17 protein-coding genes and 1 pseudogene are annotated in these 17,014 nt (G+C 54.5%); 13 read left to right on the top strand and 5 right to left on the bottom strand.

All coding sequences use genetic code 11. The features are described from left to right. Positions 1–89 precede the first annotated feature (89 nt). The 3 genes from DW349_RS17350 to DW349_RS07060 are packed head-to-tail and all read left to right on the top strand — an operon-like array spanning position 90 to position 3,267. Positions 90–488: a hypothetical protein gene (locus tag DW349_RS17350; protein ID WP_157954267.1), complete on the top strand. Its 399-nt coding sequence runs from the start codon at positions 90–92 to the stop codon at positions 486–488. Then, positions 485–2,875: an ATP-dependent helicase HrpB gene (hrpB, locus tag DW349_RS07065; RefSeq protein WP_157954268.1), complete on the top strand. Its 2,391-nt coding sequence runs from the start codon at positions 485–487 to the stop codon at positions 2,873–2,875. Before DW349_RS17350 ends, hrpB begins: the two co-directional genes overlap by 4 nt. Then, entirely contained in the window at positions 2,872–3,267 is a 396-nt protein-coding gene (locus DW349_RS07060; protein ID WP_108124636.1) for a diacylglycerol kinase, read from the top strand. Before hrpB ends, DW349_RS07060 begins: the two co-directional genes overlap by 4 nt. Positions 3,268–3,382: 115 nt before the next feature. Here the strand turns inward: DW349_RS07060 and DW349_RS07055 are convergent, their stop codons facing one another. Next, positions 3,383–3,643: a hypothetical protein gene (locus tag DW349_RS07055; RefSeq protein WP_157954269.1), complete on the bottom strand. Its 261-nt coding sequence runs from the start codon at positions 3,641–3,643 to the stop codon at positions 3,383–3,385. 454 nt (positions 3,644–4,097) lie between these two features. Beyond that, a complete protein-coding gene (locus tag DW349_RS07050) occupies positions 4,098–4,415 on the bottom strand; it encodes an ArsR/SmtB family transcription factor (protein WP_232819277.1) in 318 nt (105 codons plus the stop codon). Between the two features lie 151 nt (positions 4,416–4,566). On the opposite strand from DW349_RS07050, the gene DW349_RS07045 reads away from it, so the two are divergent. Together DW349_RS07045 and DW349_RS07040 are read left to right on the top strand one after the other, a co-directional pair. Next, complete coding sequence (locus DW349_RS07045) at positions 4,567–5,019, top strand: RDD family protein (protein ID WP_108124638.1); 453 nt, start codon at positions 4,567–4,569, stop codon at positions 5,017–5,019. 101 nt (positions 5,020–5,120) lie between these two features. Next, complete coding sequence (locus DW349_RS07040) at positions 5,121–6,593, top strand: leucyl aminopeptidase (protein WP_108124639.1); 1,473 nt, start codon at positions 5,121–5,123, stop codon at positions 6,591–6,593. A gap of 99 nt (positions 6,594–6,692) precedes the next feature. Here DW349_RS07040 and DW349_RS07035 read toward each other — a convergent pair whose 3' ends face one another. Beyond that, the gene (locus DW349_RS07035) at positions 6,693–7,586 is read right to left on the bottom strand and encodes a LysR family transcriptional regulator (RefSeq protein WP_108124640.1); all 894 of its coding nucleotides are present in this window, start codon (positions 7,584–7,586) and stop codon (positions 6,693–6,695) included. A 173-nt stretch (positions 7,587–7,759) separates the two neighbouring features. Here DW349_RS07035 and DW349_RS07030 point away from each other — a divergent pair, with 173 nt between their 5' ends. From DW349_RS07030 to DW349_RS17460, 7 genes are all read left to right on the top strand, one after another. Continuing rightward, positions 7,760–8,590, top strand: coding sequence for a pirin family protein (locus DW349_RS07030; protein WP_108124641.1), 831 nt, complete (start codon positions 7,760–7,762; stop codon positions 8,588–8,590). A gap of 129 nt (positions 8,591–8,719) precedes the next feature. Continuing rightward, the gene (locus tag DW349_RS07025) at positions 8,720–9,148 is read left to right on the top strand and encodes a DNA polymerase III subunit chi (RefSeq protein WP_108124642.1); all 429 of its coding nucleotides are present in this window, start codon (positions 8,720–8,722) and stop codon (positions 9,146–9,148) included. Beyond that, positions 9,148–9,570: a hypothetical protein gene (locus tag DW349_RS07020; protein WP_108124643.1), complete on the top strand. Its 423-nt coding sequence runs from the start codon at positions 9,148–9,150 to the stop codon at positions 9,568–9,570. The genes DW349_RS07025 and DW349_RS07020 overlap by 1 nt, the downstream gene beginning before the upstream one ends. 99 nt (positions 9,571–9,669) lie before the next feature. Next, positions 9,670–12,522, top strand: a complete 2,853-nt coding sequence (locus tag DW349_RS07015) for a valine--tRNA ligase (RefSeq protein ID WP_108124644.1) — start codon at positions 9,670–9,672, stop codon at positions 12,520–12,522. A gap of 889 nt (positions 12,523–13,411) precedes the next feature. Then, entirely contained in the window at positions 13,412–13,873 is a 462-nt protein-coding gene (locus DW349_RS07010; protein ID WP_157954270.1) for a hypothetical protein, read from the top strand. Between the two features lie 406 nt (positions 13,874–14,279). Then, a complete protein-coding gene (locus tag DW349_RS07005; RefSeq protein WP_157954271.1) occupies positions 14,280–14,957 on the top strand; it encodes a hypothetical protein in 678 nt (225 codons plus the stop codon). 90 nt (positions 14,958–15,047) lie between these two features. Then, positions 15,048–15,257, top strand: coding sequence for a hypothetical protein (locus DW349_RS17460; RefSeq protein WP_157954272.1), 210 nt, complete (start codon positions 15,048–15,050; stop codon positions 15,255–15,257). A 161-nt stretch (positions 15,258–15,418) separates the two neighbouring features. On the opposite strand, the gene DW349_RS07000 is transcribed toward DW349_RS17460, so the two are convergent. Continuing rightward, entirely contained in the window at positions 15,419–16,156 is a 738-nt protein-coding gene (locus DW349_RS07000; RefSeq protein WP_108124647.1) for a M949_RS01915 family surface polysaccharide biosynthesis protein, read from the bottom strand. A 242-nt stretch (positions 16,157–16,398) separates the two neighbouring features. Between DW349_RS07000 and DW349_RS06995 the strand changes: the two genes are divergently transcribed. Beyond that, positions 16,399–16,785, top strand: coding sequence for a DUF7079 family protein (locus tag DW349_RS06995; protein WP_157954273.1), 387 nt, complete (start codon positions 16,399–16,401; stop codon positions 16,783–16,785). An 80-nt stretch (positions 16,786–16,865) separates the two neighbouring features. On the opposite strand, the pseudogene DW349_RS17530 reads toward DW349_RS06995, so the two are convergent. Continuing rightward, positions 16,866–16,997 (bottom strand): annotated as a pseudogene (locus DW349_RS17530) (transposase); the annotation flags it as partial. Positions 16,998–17,014 lie beyond the last annotated feature (17 nt).

The raw sequence follows: 17,014 nt of genomic DNA, 5'->3' as shown, positions 1-17,014 counted from the left end.
ACGAATCATGACCTTAAGTCAGGTCTGTGTCCTGTGTCTGTTCAATCGATATAATGCCGGCCCGAATGCCATGAACCAATGGAGCCAAGATGACTACGGGCACCTGGACACCCGCAACCGACGCCGCCACGCCGCCGGACCCCACTGTACTGGCGCAAGCCGCCAAACTGGGTCAGGCCGGGGCCGACACCTTTCCCGACCACGCCATCGACACCCTGGTCAGTCTGCAAGCCTGGATGCGCCGCCCGCAAACCGATTGGGCGCCGCTGTTAACACCGCTGGATTCCGCGACGCTGGTCGGTCTGACTCGTTTCTTCACGCTGGCCGAACAACACTGGGCCGGCTGGGATGGCCGCGACCGCAACCCGGTGGTCTGGCTGTGCAAGGAACTGAAAACGCGCGGCGAATTCCCCGATGCGGAACTGACGCGCTGGATCAAAGCTCACACCGACAATCGCTTTCTGCCCTACGGCAATCCCTTGGCATGACCGCCCGGCCGCCGCTGGATGCCTTGCCGGTCGACGCGCTGCGCGAGGCGGTGTTGTCGCACTGGCAGAGCGGCGGTTGCCTGCTGCAATCGCCGCCCGGTTCCGGCAAAACCACGCGCCTGCCGCTGTGGCTGTTGGACGCTGATGAACGCGAAACGATTCTGTTGTTGCCGCGCCGCCTGCCAGTGCAACTGGCCGCCGCACGATTAGCGGAACAGTTGGGCGAGCCGGTTGGTGAACAGGTCGGTTACAGCCTGCGTCACGACAGCCGCCGCAGTGCCGCTACCCGTCTGACTGTCACCACCTACGGCGCTTTCCTGCGCCGGTTGCAACAAGACCCGGAATTGATCGGCGTCGGCACGGTGATTCTCGATGAATTCCACGAACGCCAACTGGACCAGGATGCCTGCCTGACGTTGTTGCACAGTTGCCGCGAACTGTTCCGCGACGATCTGCGCCTGCTGGTGATGTCGGCCACGCTCAGCCTGAGCCGATTGGAACAGGCGCTGAAACTGCCGACGGTGGTGTCCGACGGTCAATTGCATACGATGACCGAGTCGTACCACCCGCCCGGCCGCGGCGATGTTGACGCCTTAACCGTCGAATTGATTCGTCAGGCCCGCTCAGACTGGCCCGGCCATACGCTGGTTTTCCTGCCCGGCTTACGCGAAATCGAACGCCTGCAACAACGTCTGCCGGCCGACTGGCCGGTCGGTGTGCTGCACAGCCAGGTGCCGCAGGATGATTTGCTGTCGCGCCTGACCGACGCCGAACCCACCGTCATTCTGAGCACGAACTTAGCCGAAAGCAGCGTCACCTTGCCGGGCGTGCGTGCCGTTATCGACAGCGGTCTGGAACGTTATGCCCAGATCGACCCGGTGACCGGACTGACCGAATTGAAAACCCGTCGGATCAGCAAATCGAGCGCCCGCCAACGCGCCGGCCGCGCCGCGCGGTTGGGGCCAGGGCATTGTTATCGGCTGTGGTCGCAAACCGAACACGACGGTCTGGCACCCGACCAGCCACCGGAAATCCTGCAAGCCGATTTAACACCGCTGGTGCTGGCACTGGCCGATTGGGGCTTGGAACGCAACGACGCCTTCTGGCTCACGGCGCCAACGGCCGGTCGCTGGCAAACGGCGGTGCAACAACTCACCGGCTGGCTGGCGCTTGATAACGCCGGCCAACTCACCGACCACGGCCGCCGCCTGGCGCAATTGGGTTTGGAACCGGCGCTGGCGCATTTGGTCGTCACTGGCGAACGCGCCGGCCACGGCAGCGACGCCGCCTGGCTGGGCGCGCTGTTGAGCAACGCCCTGCCCTGGCCCGACGCCAGCGCCGAAGGCTTTAGCCAAGCCGTCGCCCAAGCCGACCGCAATATGCAGCGCGAAGCGCGCTTGCTGGCGCAGCGGCTCAACATTCGGCTGGACAAGAGCGCGCGCTTGCTGCCCGACGCCGTACTGGTCGCCGCGCTGAGCCAACGCTTGATTCATCGCGATACCAACGGCCGGGCACGGCTTGCCAACGGCACTGCCGTTCAAGGTTTAACCGATGAAAAAGCCGACTGGTTTGTGCTGCTGCACGGCCGGGGAAAAAATTCTGAGATTCAGGTCGAACAAGCACTGGCGGTGCAAGCAACCAGCGTCGTACAGGTATTGCCAGAACGCAGCGACACCAGCCTCGCCAGCGCCACCGATCACAGCCGTTTTGTACGCCGCCGCTGGCTCGGCCCGTTTTTGATCGACAGCCAACCGGTTCGGCCCGACCCGACCGAGCGGCTGGCTGCCTGGCAACACTGGCTGGCCGAACAACCTTGGTCGAACTGGCCGAAAGCCGAGGCGTTGGATAACCGGCAAAGACGCTATCGATTAGCCTGCGCCTTCCAACCGGACTGGCCGCAACCGCCCAGCCCGGCTGAACTAGCAGCCGACGTCGAGCCGTGGCTGAACGGCCTCGCACAACTGACCCAACTCGACAGCCCAGCGCTGTTTGATGCCTGGCTCGGCTACGAGCGCGCTCAACAACTTAACCGACTCTGTCCGCGCCATTGGCAGGCGCCGTCGGGTCGGCATTGCGAACTGGATTACGACGCTGACCAAAACCGCGTCACCGCCGCGTTGAAATTGCAGGAGGCCTTCGGACTGGAACAGACGCCGACCATCATCGACGGCCGCCAGCCGCTGACGCTCGCCCTGCTCGCACCCAACGGCCGGGTGCTGGCCCAGGTCACCGACCTGCCGCATTTCTGGGCCAGGATTTACCCCGATATCCGTAAGGAAATGCGCGGCCGCTACAACCGCCATCCCTGGCCGGAAGACCCCTGGAACGCTCTGGCAACCACGGCCACCAACCGACAACTGCGCCAACAAGGAAACTCGACGTCATGACTTCGCCTTATGAAAACCTGCGTCAATACCAGGCCGCCGGCCTGCGGCGATTGCTGAACGCCACTCGCTACAGCATGCAGGGGGTGCGCTCGGCATTTCGCCATGAAGTGGCGTTTCGACAGGAAACCTGGTTGTTGCTGGGGGGCACGCCGTTAGCCATCTGGCTGGCGCCTTCAATATGGCAGGCGGCGGTATTAATCGCCTCGCTGATGCTGATCATGGTGGTGGAAATGATCAACAGCGCATTGGAAACCCTGGTGGATCGGGTCAGTACTGATTACAACGAATTATCCGGCCGCACCAAAGACATGGGTTCGGCCGCAGTACTGCTGACCATCCTGATCGCCATCCTGCTCTGGGCGGCAGCACTCTGGCAGCGTTTTTTGGGATAAATCTTTTGGAATAAGTTTTTTGGGATAAGTTTTTGGGATAAACAGAAATAAAGCGGCAACGCTTTAAAGTAGGGAAACTAACGGAAGGCAAGAAAAACGGCTGAGCCTGAACGACTCAGCCGCGGGCAAATTCCCGGTACGGCCAGACCGATGCTGGCCGGTCCTCCACCCGTTCGATATGTCCGAAGTCGCGCTCAATATGCGCCATCACCATCATGGCAATTTCAAATTCGGATTGCTGATCCAGCTCAGCACCGGTCACGGCAAAACACAGCCGGCGGCTGGTGCGTAAGGTGGCGCGGATATCGACGGTATCGGTGCAGAAACGTTTGACGAAACTTTTGAGGCGTTCAGGCTGGGTAACGGGTTGAATCAAGGTCAGCCACCAAGTTCGCTCCCAGCAATTGGAAGCAAGCCGGATACGGGGCGGCAATGGCGGGTATTCGCGACTGTTGTATTCCGGAACATGAAGTCGACTGATACTGGCGTCTGTTCTGGCTTTCGCTTCTGACATTGTTGTTCAATCTGCTTAGGAAGATCGGTGGAAGAAAGACAATCCCTGTGACCCTTTCCTTGATTAAAAAACAACCTATACACTTTATAGACAATGTCAAACACTTCACTGGGTGGACCGATGCACCACCAGAAAAACGTGAGCCAGTTCAATTAACAACCTCACCCAAACGCCAATACCCTGGCGCCTGACAGCGGTCGAACGCAAGGCCCGTCAAAATCGACAAAGAATTGGCGCCTGGCAATAACAACGGGGCGTCACATCAACAGTTTGAACAAGGGAAATAAGCGCCGGACGGAGCCGTCCGGCCTGGGTATCAGTCCGCGCAATACAGATTGTAGAGCAATCCCAATACCTGCTTGGCTTCATCACTGGCGATGCGGTAATACACCGTCTGGGCTTCTTTGCGGATGGACACCAACCCATCCTGGCGCAACCGGGCAAGATGCTGCGACAAAGCGGACTGACTGAGCAGAATGCGCGCATTCAGCTGAGTGACCGATAATTCGCCGCCTACCAGATTGCACAGAATCAGCAGGCGACGTTCATTGCTGAGTGCTTTAAGCAGCTGGGCTGCCCGACCGGCCTGTTCTTCCATGATGGCCAGCGACTTGGATTCCATAAGCGCTTCCATCGACTACTCCTTGGGCTCTATAGGTCTGAGGGGTTTCTGAAAGGCTAAAGGATAGTCAAAAACGGCCGAACCAACAGGATTTATTGGCAGCTTTATGTCAATCCGTTAGCCTGCGCCCTGCCTGACTCTGGAAACCAAACCTCTGGAAACCATGACCGCCCTAGCCCGCCCCTCTCTGCTGCGCCTGATCGGCGCTGTACTGTACGACTGGTTTATCCTGCTCGGCCTGTTGATTCTCGCCGGTTTTATTCCGGTGACCCTGAGCCACTTTCTGGCTGGGCGCGACGCCATTGAAGGCGGCGTCAGCGCGGTGCTGTTCTGGCTGTGGAACCTGATCATCATCCAGCTTTATTTTGTCGGCTTCTGGCACACCAAGCGCCAGACCGTTGGCATGCGCGTCTGGCGCATCCACATCGACGCCGAACCCGGCCAGCCGCCGAGCTGGCGCCAGGGGCTGATTCGCTTCTGGACGGCGCTGCCCGCCTGGGGTCTGGCACTAGTCGGCATTCTCTGGCGCTACGGCAATGCCGAACGCCGCAGTTGGCCCGATCTCGCCAGCCAGACCGAACTGGTTTACACCCCCAAAGTAAAAAAGAAATCCTGATGCCCTGCCCGCCGTGCGGGGCTTTGGTATCATGCACCCGTTCGCGACGCGGCCGTTGTTGCTAAGCGTCGTTTTTTCAGTCACAGATTTTTGGAGACAACATGCAATTCAACGTCAATCACGGCGCTCTCGACGCCATCGACACCGAAGCCCTGGTGGTCTACCTGTTCGACGATGAAGACGCAGCCAGTCTGACCGCGCTCAGCGGCCAACACACGGCCCTGTTCAACAGCCTCAAAGACCAGGGCTTGCTGGCGTCCAAAGTCGGTCAGGTCACACCTTTGATCGGCCACACCGACCTGCCTGCGCGTCAGGTGTTGTTGATCGGCGCTGGCAGCCAGGCCAAGTTCGGTGAAAACGCCTTTATTAAAGTCATCACAGCCACCGTCAAAGCACTGAAACAAGCCAAGGTATCAACGGCCAGCGTCGCGCTGGACGATCTCAAACCGGCCGGCCGCACCACCCAATGGTGTGTCGAAAAAGCCACCGAGCTGATGCTGACCAGCCTGTACCAATACGACACCACCAAATCCAAAAAAGCCGACGCCAATAAACTGGAACGGTTGGATTATCTGGCCGTAGAACAGAACCTCGACAGCGCCGTTCAAACCGGTCGTGCCCTGGCGCACGGCATGAACGTCGCACGTGAACTCGGCAACCTGCCGGCCAACATCTGCAACCCGGATTATCTGGTCAAACAGGCGCACGCTCTGGCCGACGCCTACGACGAAATCAGCGTTGAAGTGCTGGGTCAGAAAGAAATGGAAGCGCTCGGCATGGGTTCCTTCCTGGCCGTCACTCAAGGCAGCGATAACCCGCCTTACGTCATTGTCATGAAGTACAGCGGTGCCAAGAGCGATCAGAAACCGCACGTTCTGGTCGGCAAAGGTCTGACCTTCGATTCCGGCGGCATTTCCATCAAGCCGGCGGCCGGTATGGAGGAAATGAAATACGACATGCTCGGCGCCGCTTCGGTATTCGGCACGCTGAATACACTGGCGGAATTGAAGCCGGCGCTGAATGTGATCGGTGTGATCTGCGCCGCCGAAAACATGGTGTCCGGCGGTGCTACTCGCCCCGGCGACGTGGTCACCAGTCTGTCTGGCAAGACCATCGAAATCCTCAACACCGACGCCGAAGGCCGCCTGGTATTGTGCGATGCGCTGACTTACGTCGAGCGTTTCGAACCGGCCAGCGTGGTCGATATCGCCACCCTGACCGGCGCCATCATCATCGGCCTGGGCCATCACCCGACCGCTGTGTACGCCAACAACGAAGAACTGCAACAGCAGTTGGTCAGCGCCGGCCAGGCCAGTTGGGACCGTGGCTGGCCGATGCCGTTGTGGGAAGAATACGGCGAAGAACTGGAAAGCCCGTACGCCGACCTGCGCAACATCGGCGCTGGCCGTGCCGGCGGTTCCATCACCGCCGCCGCCTTCCTGTCGGAATTCACCCGCGACTACAACTGGGCGCACCTCGACATCGCCGGCACCGGCTGGACCAGTGCCAAAGAAGGCGCCACCGGTCGCCCCGTCGGCATGCTGACGCGCTATCTGCTCGACCGCCTGAGCTGATTCGCGCTTAAGCGAGCGAGTAACACAAAGGGGCCAACCGGCCCCTTTTCTATTTTTCCACTCTTGCCATCGCATTGGTGATGGCAACCCCGACCCAATTTATTCAGCCAACTGCTTCAACCGATCAATCAGCCAGCGCCCGCCAATGCCGGGCTGGGCATCGGTGCGGTAGACCGCCGACATCGGCATTTTGTAGTGAGTTGGCCCGCCTTCGAGCGTCACGGTAGTCAGATAGCCGGCGGCCACATCCTGCGCCACTTCCGGCAGCGGCATGTGGCCCCAGCCCAGGCCGGCGCGTAACAGCGCTTGCTTGGTTGACAGCTCCGTCACGCGCCAGGTTTGTTTGCCGATCACGCCAAAGCCCAGCCCTACCGTCAGTTCCGAGCGGTCGGTCAAGACGATTTGCGTGTATTCCGCCGCCACGCTGGTCGGAATCATGCCGGTCATCGACGCCAACGGATGCTCAGGCGCCACCACTGTGGTCATCGGTAAATCGAACAACCATTCCTTGGTCAGATCCGGCGACACCGTCTGCAACGTACCGATCACCCCCAAACTGCAACGGCCTTCCAACACATGGCTGGACACCCCGCCCAAGGCTTCAAAACAGATACTCAGTGGGGTGGAGGGAAACCGTTGCGCCCATTCCCGGGCAAGCTGCACCAACAGGTATTGCGGAAACATGATGTCCAACACCAGCGACAACTCTGGCTCCAGCCCTTCGGCCAAATGTCGGGCTTCGGTTTTCAGTGCATCGGTATCCTGAACAATGCCACGCGCGCGTTCCAGCAACGCACTGCCCTCGGGCGTCAGCTTGGGCAGGCGCTCGCTGCGATCAAACAGCGTAACGCCCAGCGCATTTTCCAACGCCACCATGGATTGACTGATGGCCGACTGTGCCCGGTTCAATTGCCGCGCGGCACCTGAAAAACTGCCGGTATTGGCGGCTGCGACGAACATGCGCAACTGATCAATCGAAACGCTCTGCAACATCTATCTAATCTGTTGATGCCGGTGAAATAGAAGCAACAATATAAATGATGAAAATGGTATTACCAGCGCGATATCCATCTTCATTACTGATACTTGATATCAATTTAAAACGGATTCTCCGATAGAAAATCCGGTTGTACAGTAGCCTTCCACTCCCAAACCGGGCCACTAACATGTCGACTCAAATGCTTGATCAAACCACCACTCAACGATCCATAGCGGCCATCACCCGTGGCCACAGCCATGGCCCCATCACCCGGCTGATGAGTCCGTCCGATTTTGGTCAGTTGCTCAAACCCTTTGTCTTTCTCGACTTGTTCGAAATGGAAACCCAAACCATGAGCCAGATGGGTATACACCCCCATTCCGGCATCGCCACAGTAACGGTGCTGACCGAAGGCGACGTTCATTACAACGATAAAGTCGGTCATGAAGGCTACATGGGTGTTGGCGGCGTCGAGTGGATGCGCGCCGGCACCGGCATCTGGCATGGCGATGAAATGAGCCAAGGTAAATCGAAGCGCATTCAGGGCTTTCAACTTTGGGTAGCGCTCGACGCCGAACTGGAACTTTCGTCATCGTTCACCCAATTTGTCGAATCGGACCAAACCCCGGCTGTCGGCCCCGCCCGCGTCATGATTGGCAGTTACGCCGGCGTTACCAGCCCGGCGCGCAGCCCGCAAAACATGACCTACTTATTGGTGACACTGGCCCCCAACGAACGCTGGCAGTTTGTGCCCGAACCCAAGCAGAGCACGGCGTTTATCGCAGTGGCGAAAGGCGACCTTGATGCCAATGGCGCCATCACCGCTGGCGATCTGGCTGCCTTTGAAGACAGTACCGACCCGATCGACATTCAAGCCGGTGCACAAGGCGCGACCTTTGTACTCGGCTCGGCGATACCGCATCCGTACCCCTTGTCGCTGGGTTATTACTCGGTGCATACCTCGCCCGAAGCCCTGGCGATTGGCGAAGCCGAAATCCTCCGGATCCGTCCATTCTAACGCCAAGCCCTCCAGCCAACCCGGGCGAATCTGCTGCCCGGGTTATTCGGGTCCATTTTTGCAAACCTGGCCGTTTCTTCCATTTTGGCCTTTGATTACCATGCACAGGTTTGCAACACGAAATGGCTTATGACCCGCATCGACTTCCACATCATTCCCGCCGTCCAGACGCTCGACCGCCTGGCTTACGCCGCCCGACTGGTGATCAAAGCCCGGTCGCGCCAGCACAGTGTTCTGCTGGCGGTCGATAACGCTGAACAGGCGCAAAACCTGAGCAACACCTTGTGGGGATTAACCCCCGACAGCTTCCTGCCACACAGCCTGCTTGATGGCGACGCCGAAGCCGTGCAGATTGGCTGGCACGATCACCCCGGCCAGCACCACGACGTGCTGATCAATCTGGCGACTGAATTGCCGGATTATTTTTCCCGCTTTGAGCGCGTGTTCGAAGTGGTCAGCCAGGAACCGGCTGTGCTGGAAGCCAGCCGCCAGCGGTATCGGTTTTATCAGGATCGCGGCTACCCACTGAACCGTCACGATTTGCGAGATCGCGTTTAATGTCTGACGACCGCCTGCGCCAACATCTGCTCGACGATCTGGAAGCATTGCGCCAGAGCCTGGATCGCATGGCGCGTTCCGAGCCGGCCTTACCGGTGGTCGACGAAGTGGTGGAAAAACGCCCGGCGTCACCGCTGAACCCGGACAACCCGTTTTTATCGTCGGATTCATTGTCCGAGCTGATCCGCATCCGCAACGAAGCCGAAGCCCGCGCCGCTGAAGAACAAGCCGAACTGAACTTTGAAGAATCGCTCGACGCGGTTCTGACCGACAACCTCGAAGCCGCCTTTAATCGCTGGGCTGACGAAGCCTTGGCCGACTACCTGCAACTGTTTGAACGCGACCTGCGCCGCCGCCTGCGCAACGATTTCCTACGCCTGCTCGCCGAACACAAAAGCCAGCCTCGCCACGGCTCGGATTAGTCCGCTCGCCCATGTATAATGCGCGGTCCCGTGTACCCGCAGCCGCCAACGCACTGCGGACTTTCCGAGCCCCGATGACAGCGAGCAACGAGCAGCCCCATGGAGAAGACTTACCAACCTCAGGCGATTGAAGGCAAACACTACCAGCGCTGGGAAGCCAACCAATACTTCCAGCCCAGTGGTGAAGGCGAATCTTACTGCATCATGATTCCGCCGCCGAACGTGACCGGCAGCCTGCACATGGGCCACGCCTTCCAGCAAACCCTGATGGACGCGCTCACTCGTTATCACCGCATGGCTGGCCGCAATACATTGTGGCAACCGGGTTCCGACCACGCCGGCATCGCCACCCAGATGGTGGTGGAACGCCAACTGGCGGCAAAAGGCATCACCCGTCACGACCTGGGCCGCGAAACCTTCATCGACCGCGTCTGGCAATGGAAAGAAGAATCCGGCAACTCCATCACCGGCCAGATGCGTCGCCTCGGCGACTCGGTCGATTGGTCGCGCGAACGCTTCACCATGGACGAAGGGCTGTCGAACGCGGTGCGCGAAGTCTTCGTCCGGCTGTATGAAGACGACCTGATTTACCGCGGCAAACGCCTGGTCAACTGGGATCCGAAATTCCACACCGCCATTTCCGATCTGGAAGTGGAAAGCAAAGAAGAACAAGGCTCGCTCTGGCACTTCCGCTACCCGCTCGCCGACGGTGCCAAAACCGCCGACGGCAAAGACTACATCGTCGTCGCCACCACTCGCCCGGAAACCATGCTCGGTGACACCTTGGTTGCGGTGAACCCGGAAGACGAACGCTATACGCAACTGGTCGGCAAAGAAGTCGAACTGCCGCTGGTTGGCCGCCGCCTGAAAATTGTGGCCGACGATTACGTCGACCTCGAATTTGGCACCGGCTGCGTGAAAATCACCCCGGCACACGACTTCAACGACTACGAAGTCGGCAAACGCCACGGCTCAATTCTGATCAATATTTTCGACAAAGATGCCGCTGTATTAGCCCAAGCCGAAGCCTACGATTACCAAGGCAAGCCAGTCGAATACGACACCGCCCTGCCCGCCGGTTTTGCCGGTTTAGACCGCTTCGAAGCGCGCAAGAAAATCGTCGCCGAATTTGAAGCCGCTGGCCTGCTCGACTCCATTAAAGACCACACCCTAATGGTGCCGCGCGGCGACCGTTCCGATGCCGTTATCGAACCCTGGCTCACCGACCAATGGTATGTCTCCGCCAAACCGCTGGCCGAACCGACCATCAAGGCGGTCGAAAACGGCGACATCCAATTCGTACCCAAGCAATGGGAAAACACCTTCTTCGCCTGGATGCGCGACATTCAGGACTGGTGTATTTCGCGTCAGCTCTGGTGGGGCCACCAGATTCCCGCCTGGTACGACGCCGACGGCAACTTCTACGTCGGTCGCAGCGAAGCCGAAGTGCGCGAGAAGCACAACCTGGCGGCCGACCTGGAACTGACGCAAGACGAAGACGTCCTCGACACCTGGTTCAGTTCTGCGCTGTGGACCTTCTCCACCCTCGGCTGGCCCGACGACACCGAGATGCTGAAAACCTTCCACCCGACCAACGTGCTGGTGACTGGTTTCGACATCATCTTCTTCTGGGTCGCCCGCATGATGATGATGACCATGCACTTCATCAAAGACGACGACGGCAAACCACAAGTCCCGTTCAAGCAGGTCTACATCACGCCGCTGATTCGCGACGAAAACGGCCAGAAGATGTCGAAGTCGAAAGGCAACGTCATCGACCCAATCGACTTGATTGACGGCATCAGCGTTGACGACCTCGTCGCCAAACGCACCTACGGCTTGATGCAACCCAAGCTCGAGCAAAAAATCGAAAAAGCCACACGCAAAGCCTTCCCCGAAGGCATGGAACCGTCAGGCACCGACGCCCTGCGTTTCACGCTGACCGCCATGGCAAGCCAGGGCCGCGACGTCAACTTCGACGTTAAACGCCTGGAAGGCTACCGCAACTTCTGCAACAAAATCTGGAACGCTGCGCGCTACGTCCAGATGAACACCGAAGGCGAAGACTGCGGCCAAAACGGCGGCGACGTTGAACTGACACTGGCCGACCGCTGGATCATCTCCGGCCTGCAACGCCTGGAAGCCGACCTGGAACGCTACTACAGCAACTACCGCTTCGACCTGATGAGCCAGGCGCTGTACGAATTCATCTGGAACGAATACTGCGACTGGTATCTGGAACTCTCCAAGCCAGTCCTGTGGGACGACAACGCCAGCGCCGAACGCAAACGCGGCACCCGCCGCACCCTGGTGCGCGTACTGGAAACCCTGTTGCGCCTGGCGCACCCGGTGATGCCGTTCATCACCGAAGAAATCTGGCTGTCGATCCGCGACCTCGCCGACAAAACCGGCGACACCATCATGCTGCAACCCTACCCGCGCGCCGATGAAACCAAGATCGACGCCACCGCCGAAGCCGACGCCGAATGGCTCAAAGGCGTCATCGTCGGCATCCGCAACATCCGCGGCGAAATGAACATCGCCCCAGGCAAAGAACTGCCCGTCCTGTTCCAGAACGGCAGCGCCGAAGACCAACGCCGCCTACAGGAAAACGAAACCTTCCTGAAAACCCTGGCGAAACTCGAAAGCATCACCTGGCTCAACGAAGGCGACGACGCCCCACCCGCCTCCACCCAGCTCGTCGGCCAACTGAAAGTACTGGTACCGCTAGCCGGCCTAATCGACGTAGCCGCCGAACAAGCCCGCCTCAGCAAAGCCATCGACAAAGCCAAGCAAGACCTGGCGCGTGTGGAAGGCAAACTGAGCAACGAAAGCTTTGTTAGCAAGGCACCGGAAGCGGTGATTGCTAAAGAGCGGGAGAAGGCTGAGGGGTTGGCAGCCAGCGTTCGGGAGTTGGAGGGGCAGTTGAAGCAGTTGGATGAGTTAGGCTGAGTTAGAACAGCCCTAGCTTTGAAGCCCTGGTGAAAGCCCTCTGTTTTGTGACAGGGGGCTTTTTGTTGGGCAGGGAAAAGGTAAGGGCTTTGGTTGTAACAAAAGCGGACAGAAATGCGCCCGTTGGGAAGACAGCAAAATGGCACTTGTGGTCTTATAGGTTTTCACAACCTAACCACCTTGGTCGCCTTGTAACTGGCCGGGCGGTAGCGTGTTTGTTGGCTATTTAGTATCCATCAGACTTACCATCCCACGCATTGGCTGGTATACGGAATAGGCGTTGGTTAGGACAGTTCTTTCTGGAATTGATGTCAGAAGTAATCAGCCTTCAACCACGCTGAGATGTACGTTAGCCACCGGGCTGGAGCAGAACGCCGTGGTAACGTGAAACCAAGGTCGCGCCTAAATAAGAGGCGTAAGTGACGATGAATAAACTGTTAGGATTCAAAACAATTCAGCCCAAAGGCAGATAGTAAGTCGAAATAATGGTCACATAGGATTTTGAATAGCTCAGAAAAGGAGATATTAAATGGCTACAATTTATATACCCGCAATTATCTGGATTTTAGGGGCTGGTATTTGTTATTTCATTGCCAAAAATAGAAAGCTTAAACCGACAGTCTTGTGGGATATAGCGTTTTGTGTTTTTGGTCCATTGGCAATACCTTTGTATTCTTGGCAAAATCGAAATCTAGCTAAATCTGTGGTTTGTAATACGCAGGAAAATAAGCAAGTAAATTCTAACAAGTGGCATCAGCATCGGCCCTGCGGGCCTGGACTCGCTGACGCTTGCCGCTGTGCCAGGCGTTAGCTGTACAAAATGAGAAAGATTCTACCAGCCGGAATATTAGTAATACTTATCAGTATGGTTTCCCAGATGGGGTTCATATTGAATGCTGATGTTATAGATGGACATTACCTTACGTTAATTGGAGTGGTAATTGGGCTTTGTATTGGTGTTTTATATTTTATATACCGAAGAAAGCAGTCGCTAAAGTACATGAATGTAATCTTCAATTTAGACAAGCGTCCTTGGTATCAACAGCCACCAAATTACCCGATGACATTCTTCTTCAGTATTCTTGGTGGCATGATTGCAGTATCGCTACTTAATAATATGCCAGACACTGGCAATCGAAGAGTAGAAATATATAAAGTTACAAAAATGGCGGAGCGAAGGATTCGCTATGATTTCATAGAATATCTTGAGCTCACTAATGAAGACGGGGCTATAACCTATCGCCCTAAAGATAATCAGTCATTTTCTATTGGCCAAGAAGTGGAAGTAACAATAGAAAAAGGGCTGCTTGGTTTTTCACAGGTGCTAAATGCGGTACCAAGAAACAGCTAACAAGGTGGTGTTGTCGCATGCGGCTGGGACCTCCGTTCCGCTGGCGCTCCACTACGGCCCCAAACCTCGGCGTTATGAGTCCCGAGCATGGATAAAGAACAGAAGAAAAAATTGAAATCTCAGTACAAACAGAATGAGGAACTAACAGGACACCCAATGTAGTGCGATGCATATCCCAGATAAAGCCCAGGATATGCGTCTATGGAGACTCTGATGTACGAAATAAGGGGCGTATGAGACGGTTTTGACGGAATGGATGTAAGTGGTTGACCATGCTGGGATGCACCATGCCTACTGGGCCGGAACAGAACACCATGGTAACGTTAAACCAAGGTCCCGCCGAAATACGAGGCGTAAATGACTATGAATAAACTGTTAAAACTCTAAGTAAGTAAGCGAGATATCGATGTTTAAAAATAAGAAACTTTCATCAGCATTTTCGAGAAAAATATCTTCTGCAGCTCGCCTTGCTATTGAAGATATGGCCCATGGTAGAGCTCAGCAAGAGCCTGCAATTACTGATAGGTTGATAGCTTATATTCAGAGTGAAATGCGCAGATCTCAAAGGAGCCCTTTCACGTGGAGTGCGATGACATTAACGGATCGGGGAAGGAACAGCCAAGAGAAGCGGTACGGAGCGGACTTCGTTGGGTCATTAGAAATTAACTTAGATGGATTTCATGTTAAAAAAGGATTTTTAGCACAAGCAAAGAAAATTGAGCCCAACGATTCCTACCCAAAATCAGAGTTTGATAAGCTGACCTCTCAATGTGAAGATATGCTTCGAATAAGCCCCAGTTCTTTCGTTTTCCTATACTCAAAATATGATGGCTTCTCGGTAGTTCCAGCTATTGGGGTTGTGTCATCCAGAAATTGCAATCCCCATGAATTGACAACAAAGCCTGTTCAGAAATTTTTTGGTGAACACTTCGAGTGCTTTATCGGTGATCCACGTATAAAAGTGGCTAGTATTGACACAATTGACTCTATCTATGAACGTTATCGTGCAAGAACAGCAGTACACATAGCAATTGGTAGCTCTGATGAAGAGCAAGGTGAAATGTTCAAACGAAACGAGCTTTAACCAGTTAATAGGACACTCATGTTAGAAGTAAATTAATGTAGCTACCCTGAAAAAATTGAATTAATAGTTCATTCAGGAAGGAGTTTTAGTATGAAGAAAATTCAACCCATCGCACCGATATTAGCAGGAGCTTCAGTTGCGGCTTTCATTTTGGCTGAATTTGGACTGCCTAATAGCGTAGGTTGGCAACCAACTTATGACAGCGCAATCTACCTTTGCTTGCTATCTTTATTAAACTACCGAATTAACAGGACACCCACCATAAAAATCGTTAAGATGAGTATCTTATTAGTCAGTTAAGATGTGTGTCCTTTTAGTCAACGCCGGGCTGTCAAGGGCTAAGCTGGTTGCCCTGTTAATTACACAAAGGTTTCCAGGTCTTTCTTGTTCTTCAGCCTATCCTCTCCCGGTTAGGGGCTATGATAGGCGGTTTACACAGTTTTATTTACAGGCTCCTTGGATTACTCACTAATCCAAGTTCTTTTCTGTCTCATCGCTTCTTCCCATCCTCTAGGGAAGACACCATGATTATTTCCCTCAATCTGCAGCATTATTTGATATACTTCCTCTCTTATAGGTAAAGGTAGATCATAAAATTCTTTATCAATCTGTGTATTTCTCTCACCATCAAGCTCCCCATTTTGATGCCTAATTGCTCTCTTTATTTTCTTGTTGTACATCAATATCTTAATTCTCCCATCTCCATAATCATTCAAGCCAGATGACCCATAAACAATAATAGGGTCAACTAGATTGTCGCCGTCAAGGTCTTCTAAAGTCAGGTATCTTGTCCAAAACCATATCGAAAACTCTGGCTTATGGTTGTAAGGGTCATCATTTGGATTTTTGAAGTCTCTTAGCTTCCATTCTAATTCTAGATTTCCATTATCTTCTAAATAGCAATTCGCATAAATTTCATCATACCTATTTTCTTGATCTCTAATTTCATTTTCCATCAATATTAACAAGTGCCTTCCTTCTTTATCGATAAACTCATAGGTTCGAAAAATAGGAGCCAATAAATTTATTTCATTTTCAACTAACAATTCTTCTATTTCCGTTTCCTCAATTTCTCTTGATGACATATTAAAAGCATTTTGTGCTTGTGCATGTATTTCACTGACATTAAAAGCGTAAAATATGAGTAGCCACAATATGTATATATTCTTATCTAAAACTTTCCCGATTTGAATTTTCATCAAGACCCCTGTTTAATTGTCTGTTTGTGGCACTTATAGTTTCGTATACTTTTAAATCAGAATTCAACTAACAGGACACCCACCGTAGCGCTATTTCTCAGAAATGGATCACAAAATAATCCCATCTACAACTTCCTAGCCATCTAAATGGTTTGAGAAAGGCTTATGATCAAACCTCGTAATAGGAACGGTAAGACTGCTCTTGAACGAATTAACAGGACGCCCACTTAGGATAAGTTAAGGTGGGTGTTCTGCTAACCGGAAAACCAGTATCCAATATGATCAAAGAAGAAACCCGATTACCTATTTGGCGAGCACTGTCTGATCTGTTTCTCGATACAGAAATCACAGATTTCACCTATCAATACATCGCTCGTACTATCCGCAAATCTGGGCTGACAGTGGCTGAAGTTGAGGCCATTCTTTGGCACGAAGTTTTTCCGGTATTAAAAAGTAACCTGAGCTCTGTCGCAGGTGTCTGGGATGGCTGGTCCGATGAATGGCTATTGCAACATTTTGAAGTGCGCGAAAAGCCAGGTCTTGTACAAAGTTTGCCGCCGGTCATTAGAGAAATAAAAGCCTGCTGGGCAAAGGTTTTAACTACCCTGGATAATATGGATGCTGACTGAAGGATGGAACAATCCAGGCTTTCTCAGTAGTTATCGAAGAATTAAGTTGAGTATCCTGTTAAGTCGCCGATGTTTAAGTCCCTACCTGCCTGCCAATCACGACCACACAGAAAGGCCCGTCGCACACAGCGCGCGACACAATGGTAATAAGGTGTTGCTTCGAGTGAGATAAGGCTCTTCCTCGCTTCGGCATAGGCATCGTCCTGATAAATACACAGTATCTCGAGTA

The sequence above is a fragment of the Saccharospirillum mangrovi genome (assembly GCF_003367315.1).
In the GTDB taxonomy this organism is placed as follows: domain Bacteria; phylum Pseudomonadota; class Gammaproteobacteria; order Pseudomonadales; family Natronospirillaceae; genus Saccharospirillum; species Saccharospirillum mangrovi.
Note: the sequence above shows the minus strand (reverse complement) of the source record. Positions and strands in the feature narration are given on the sequence as shown.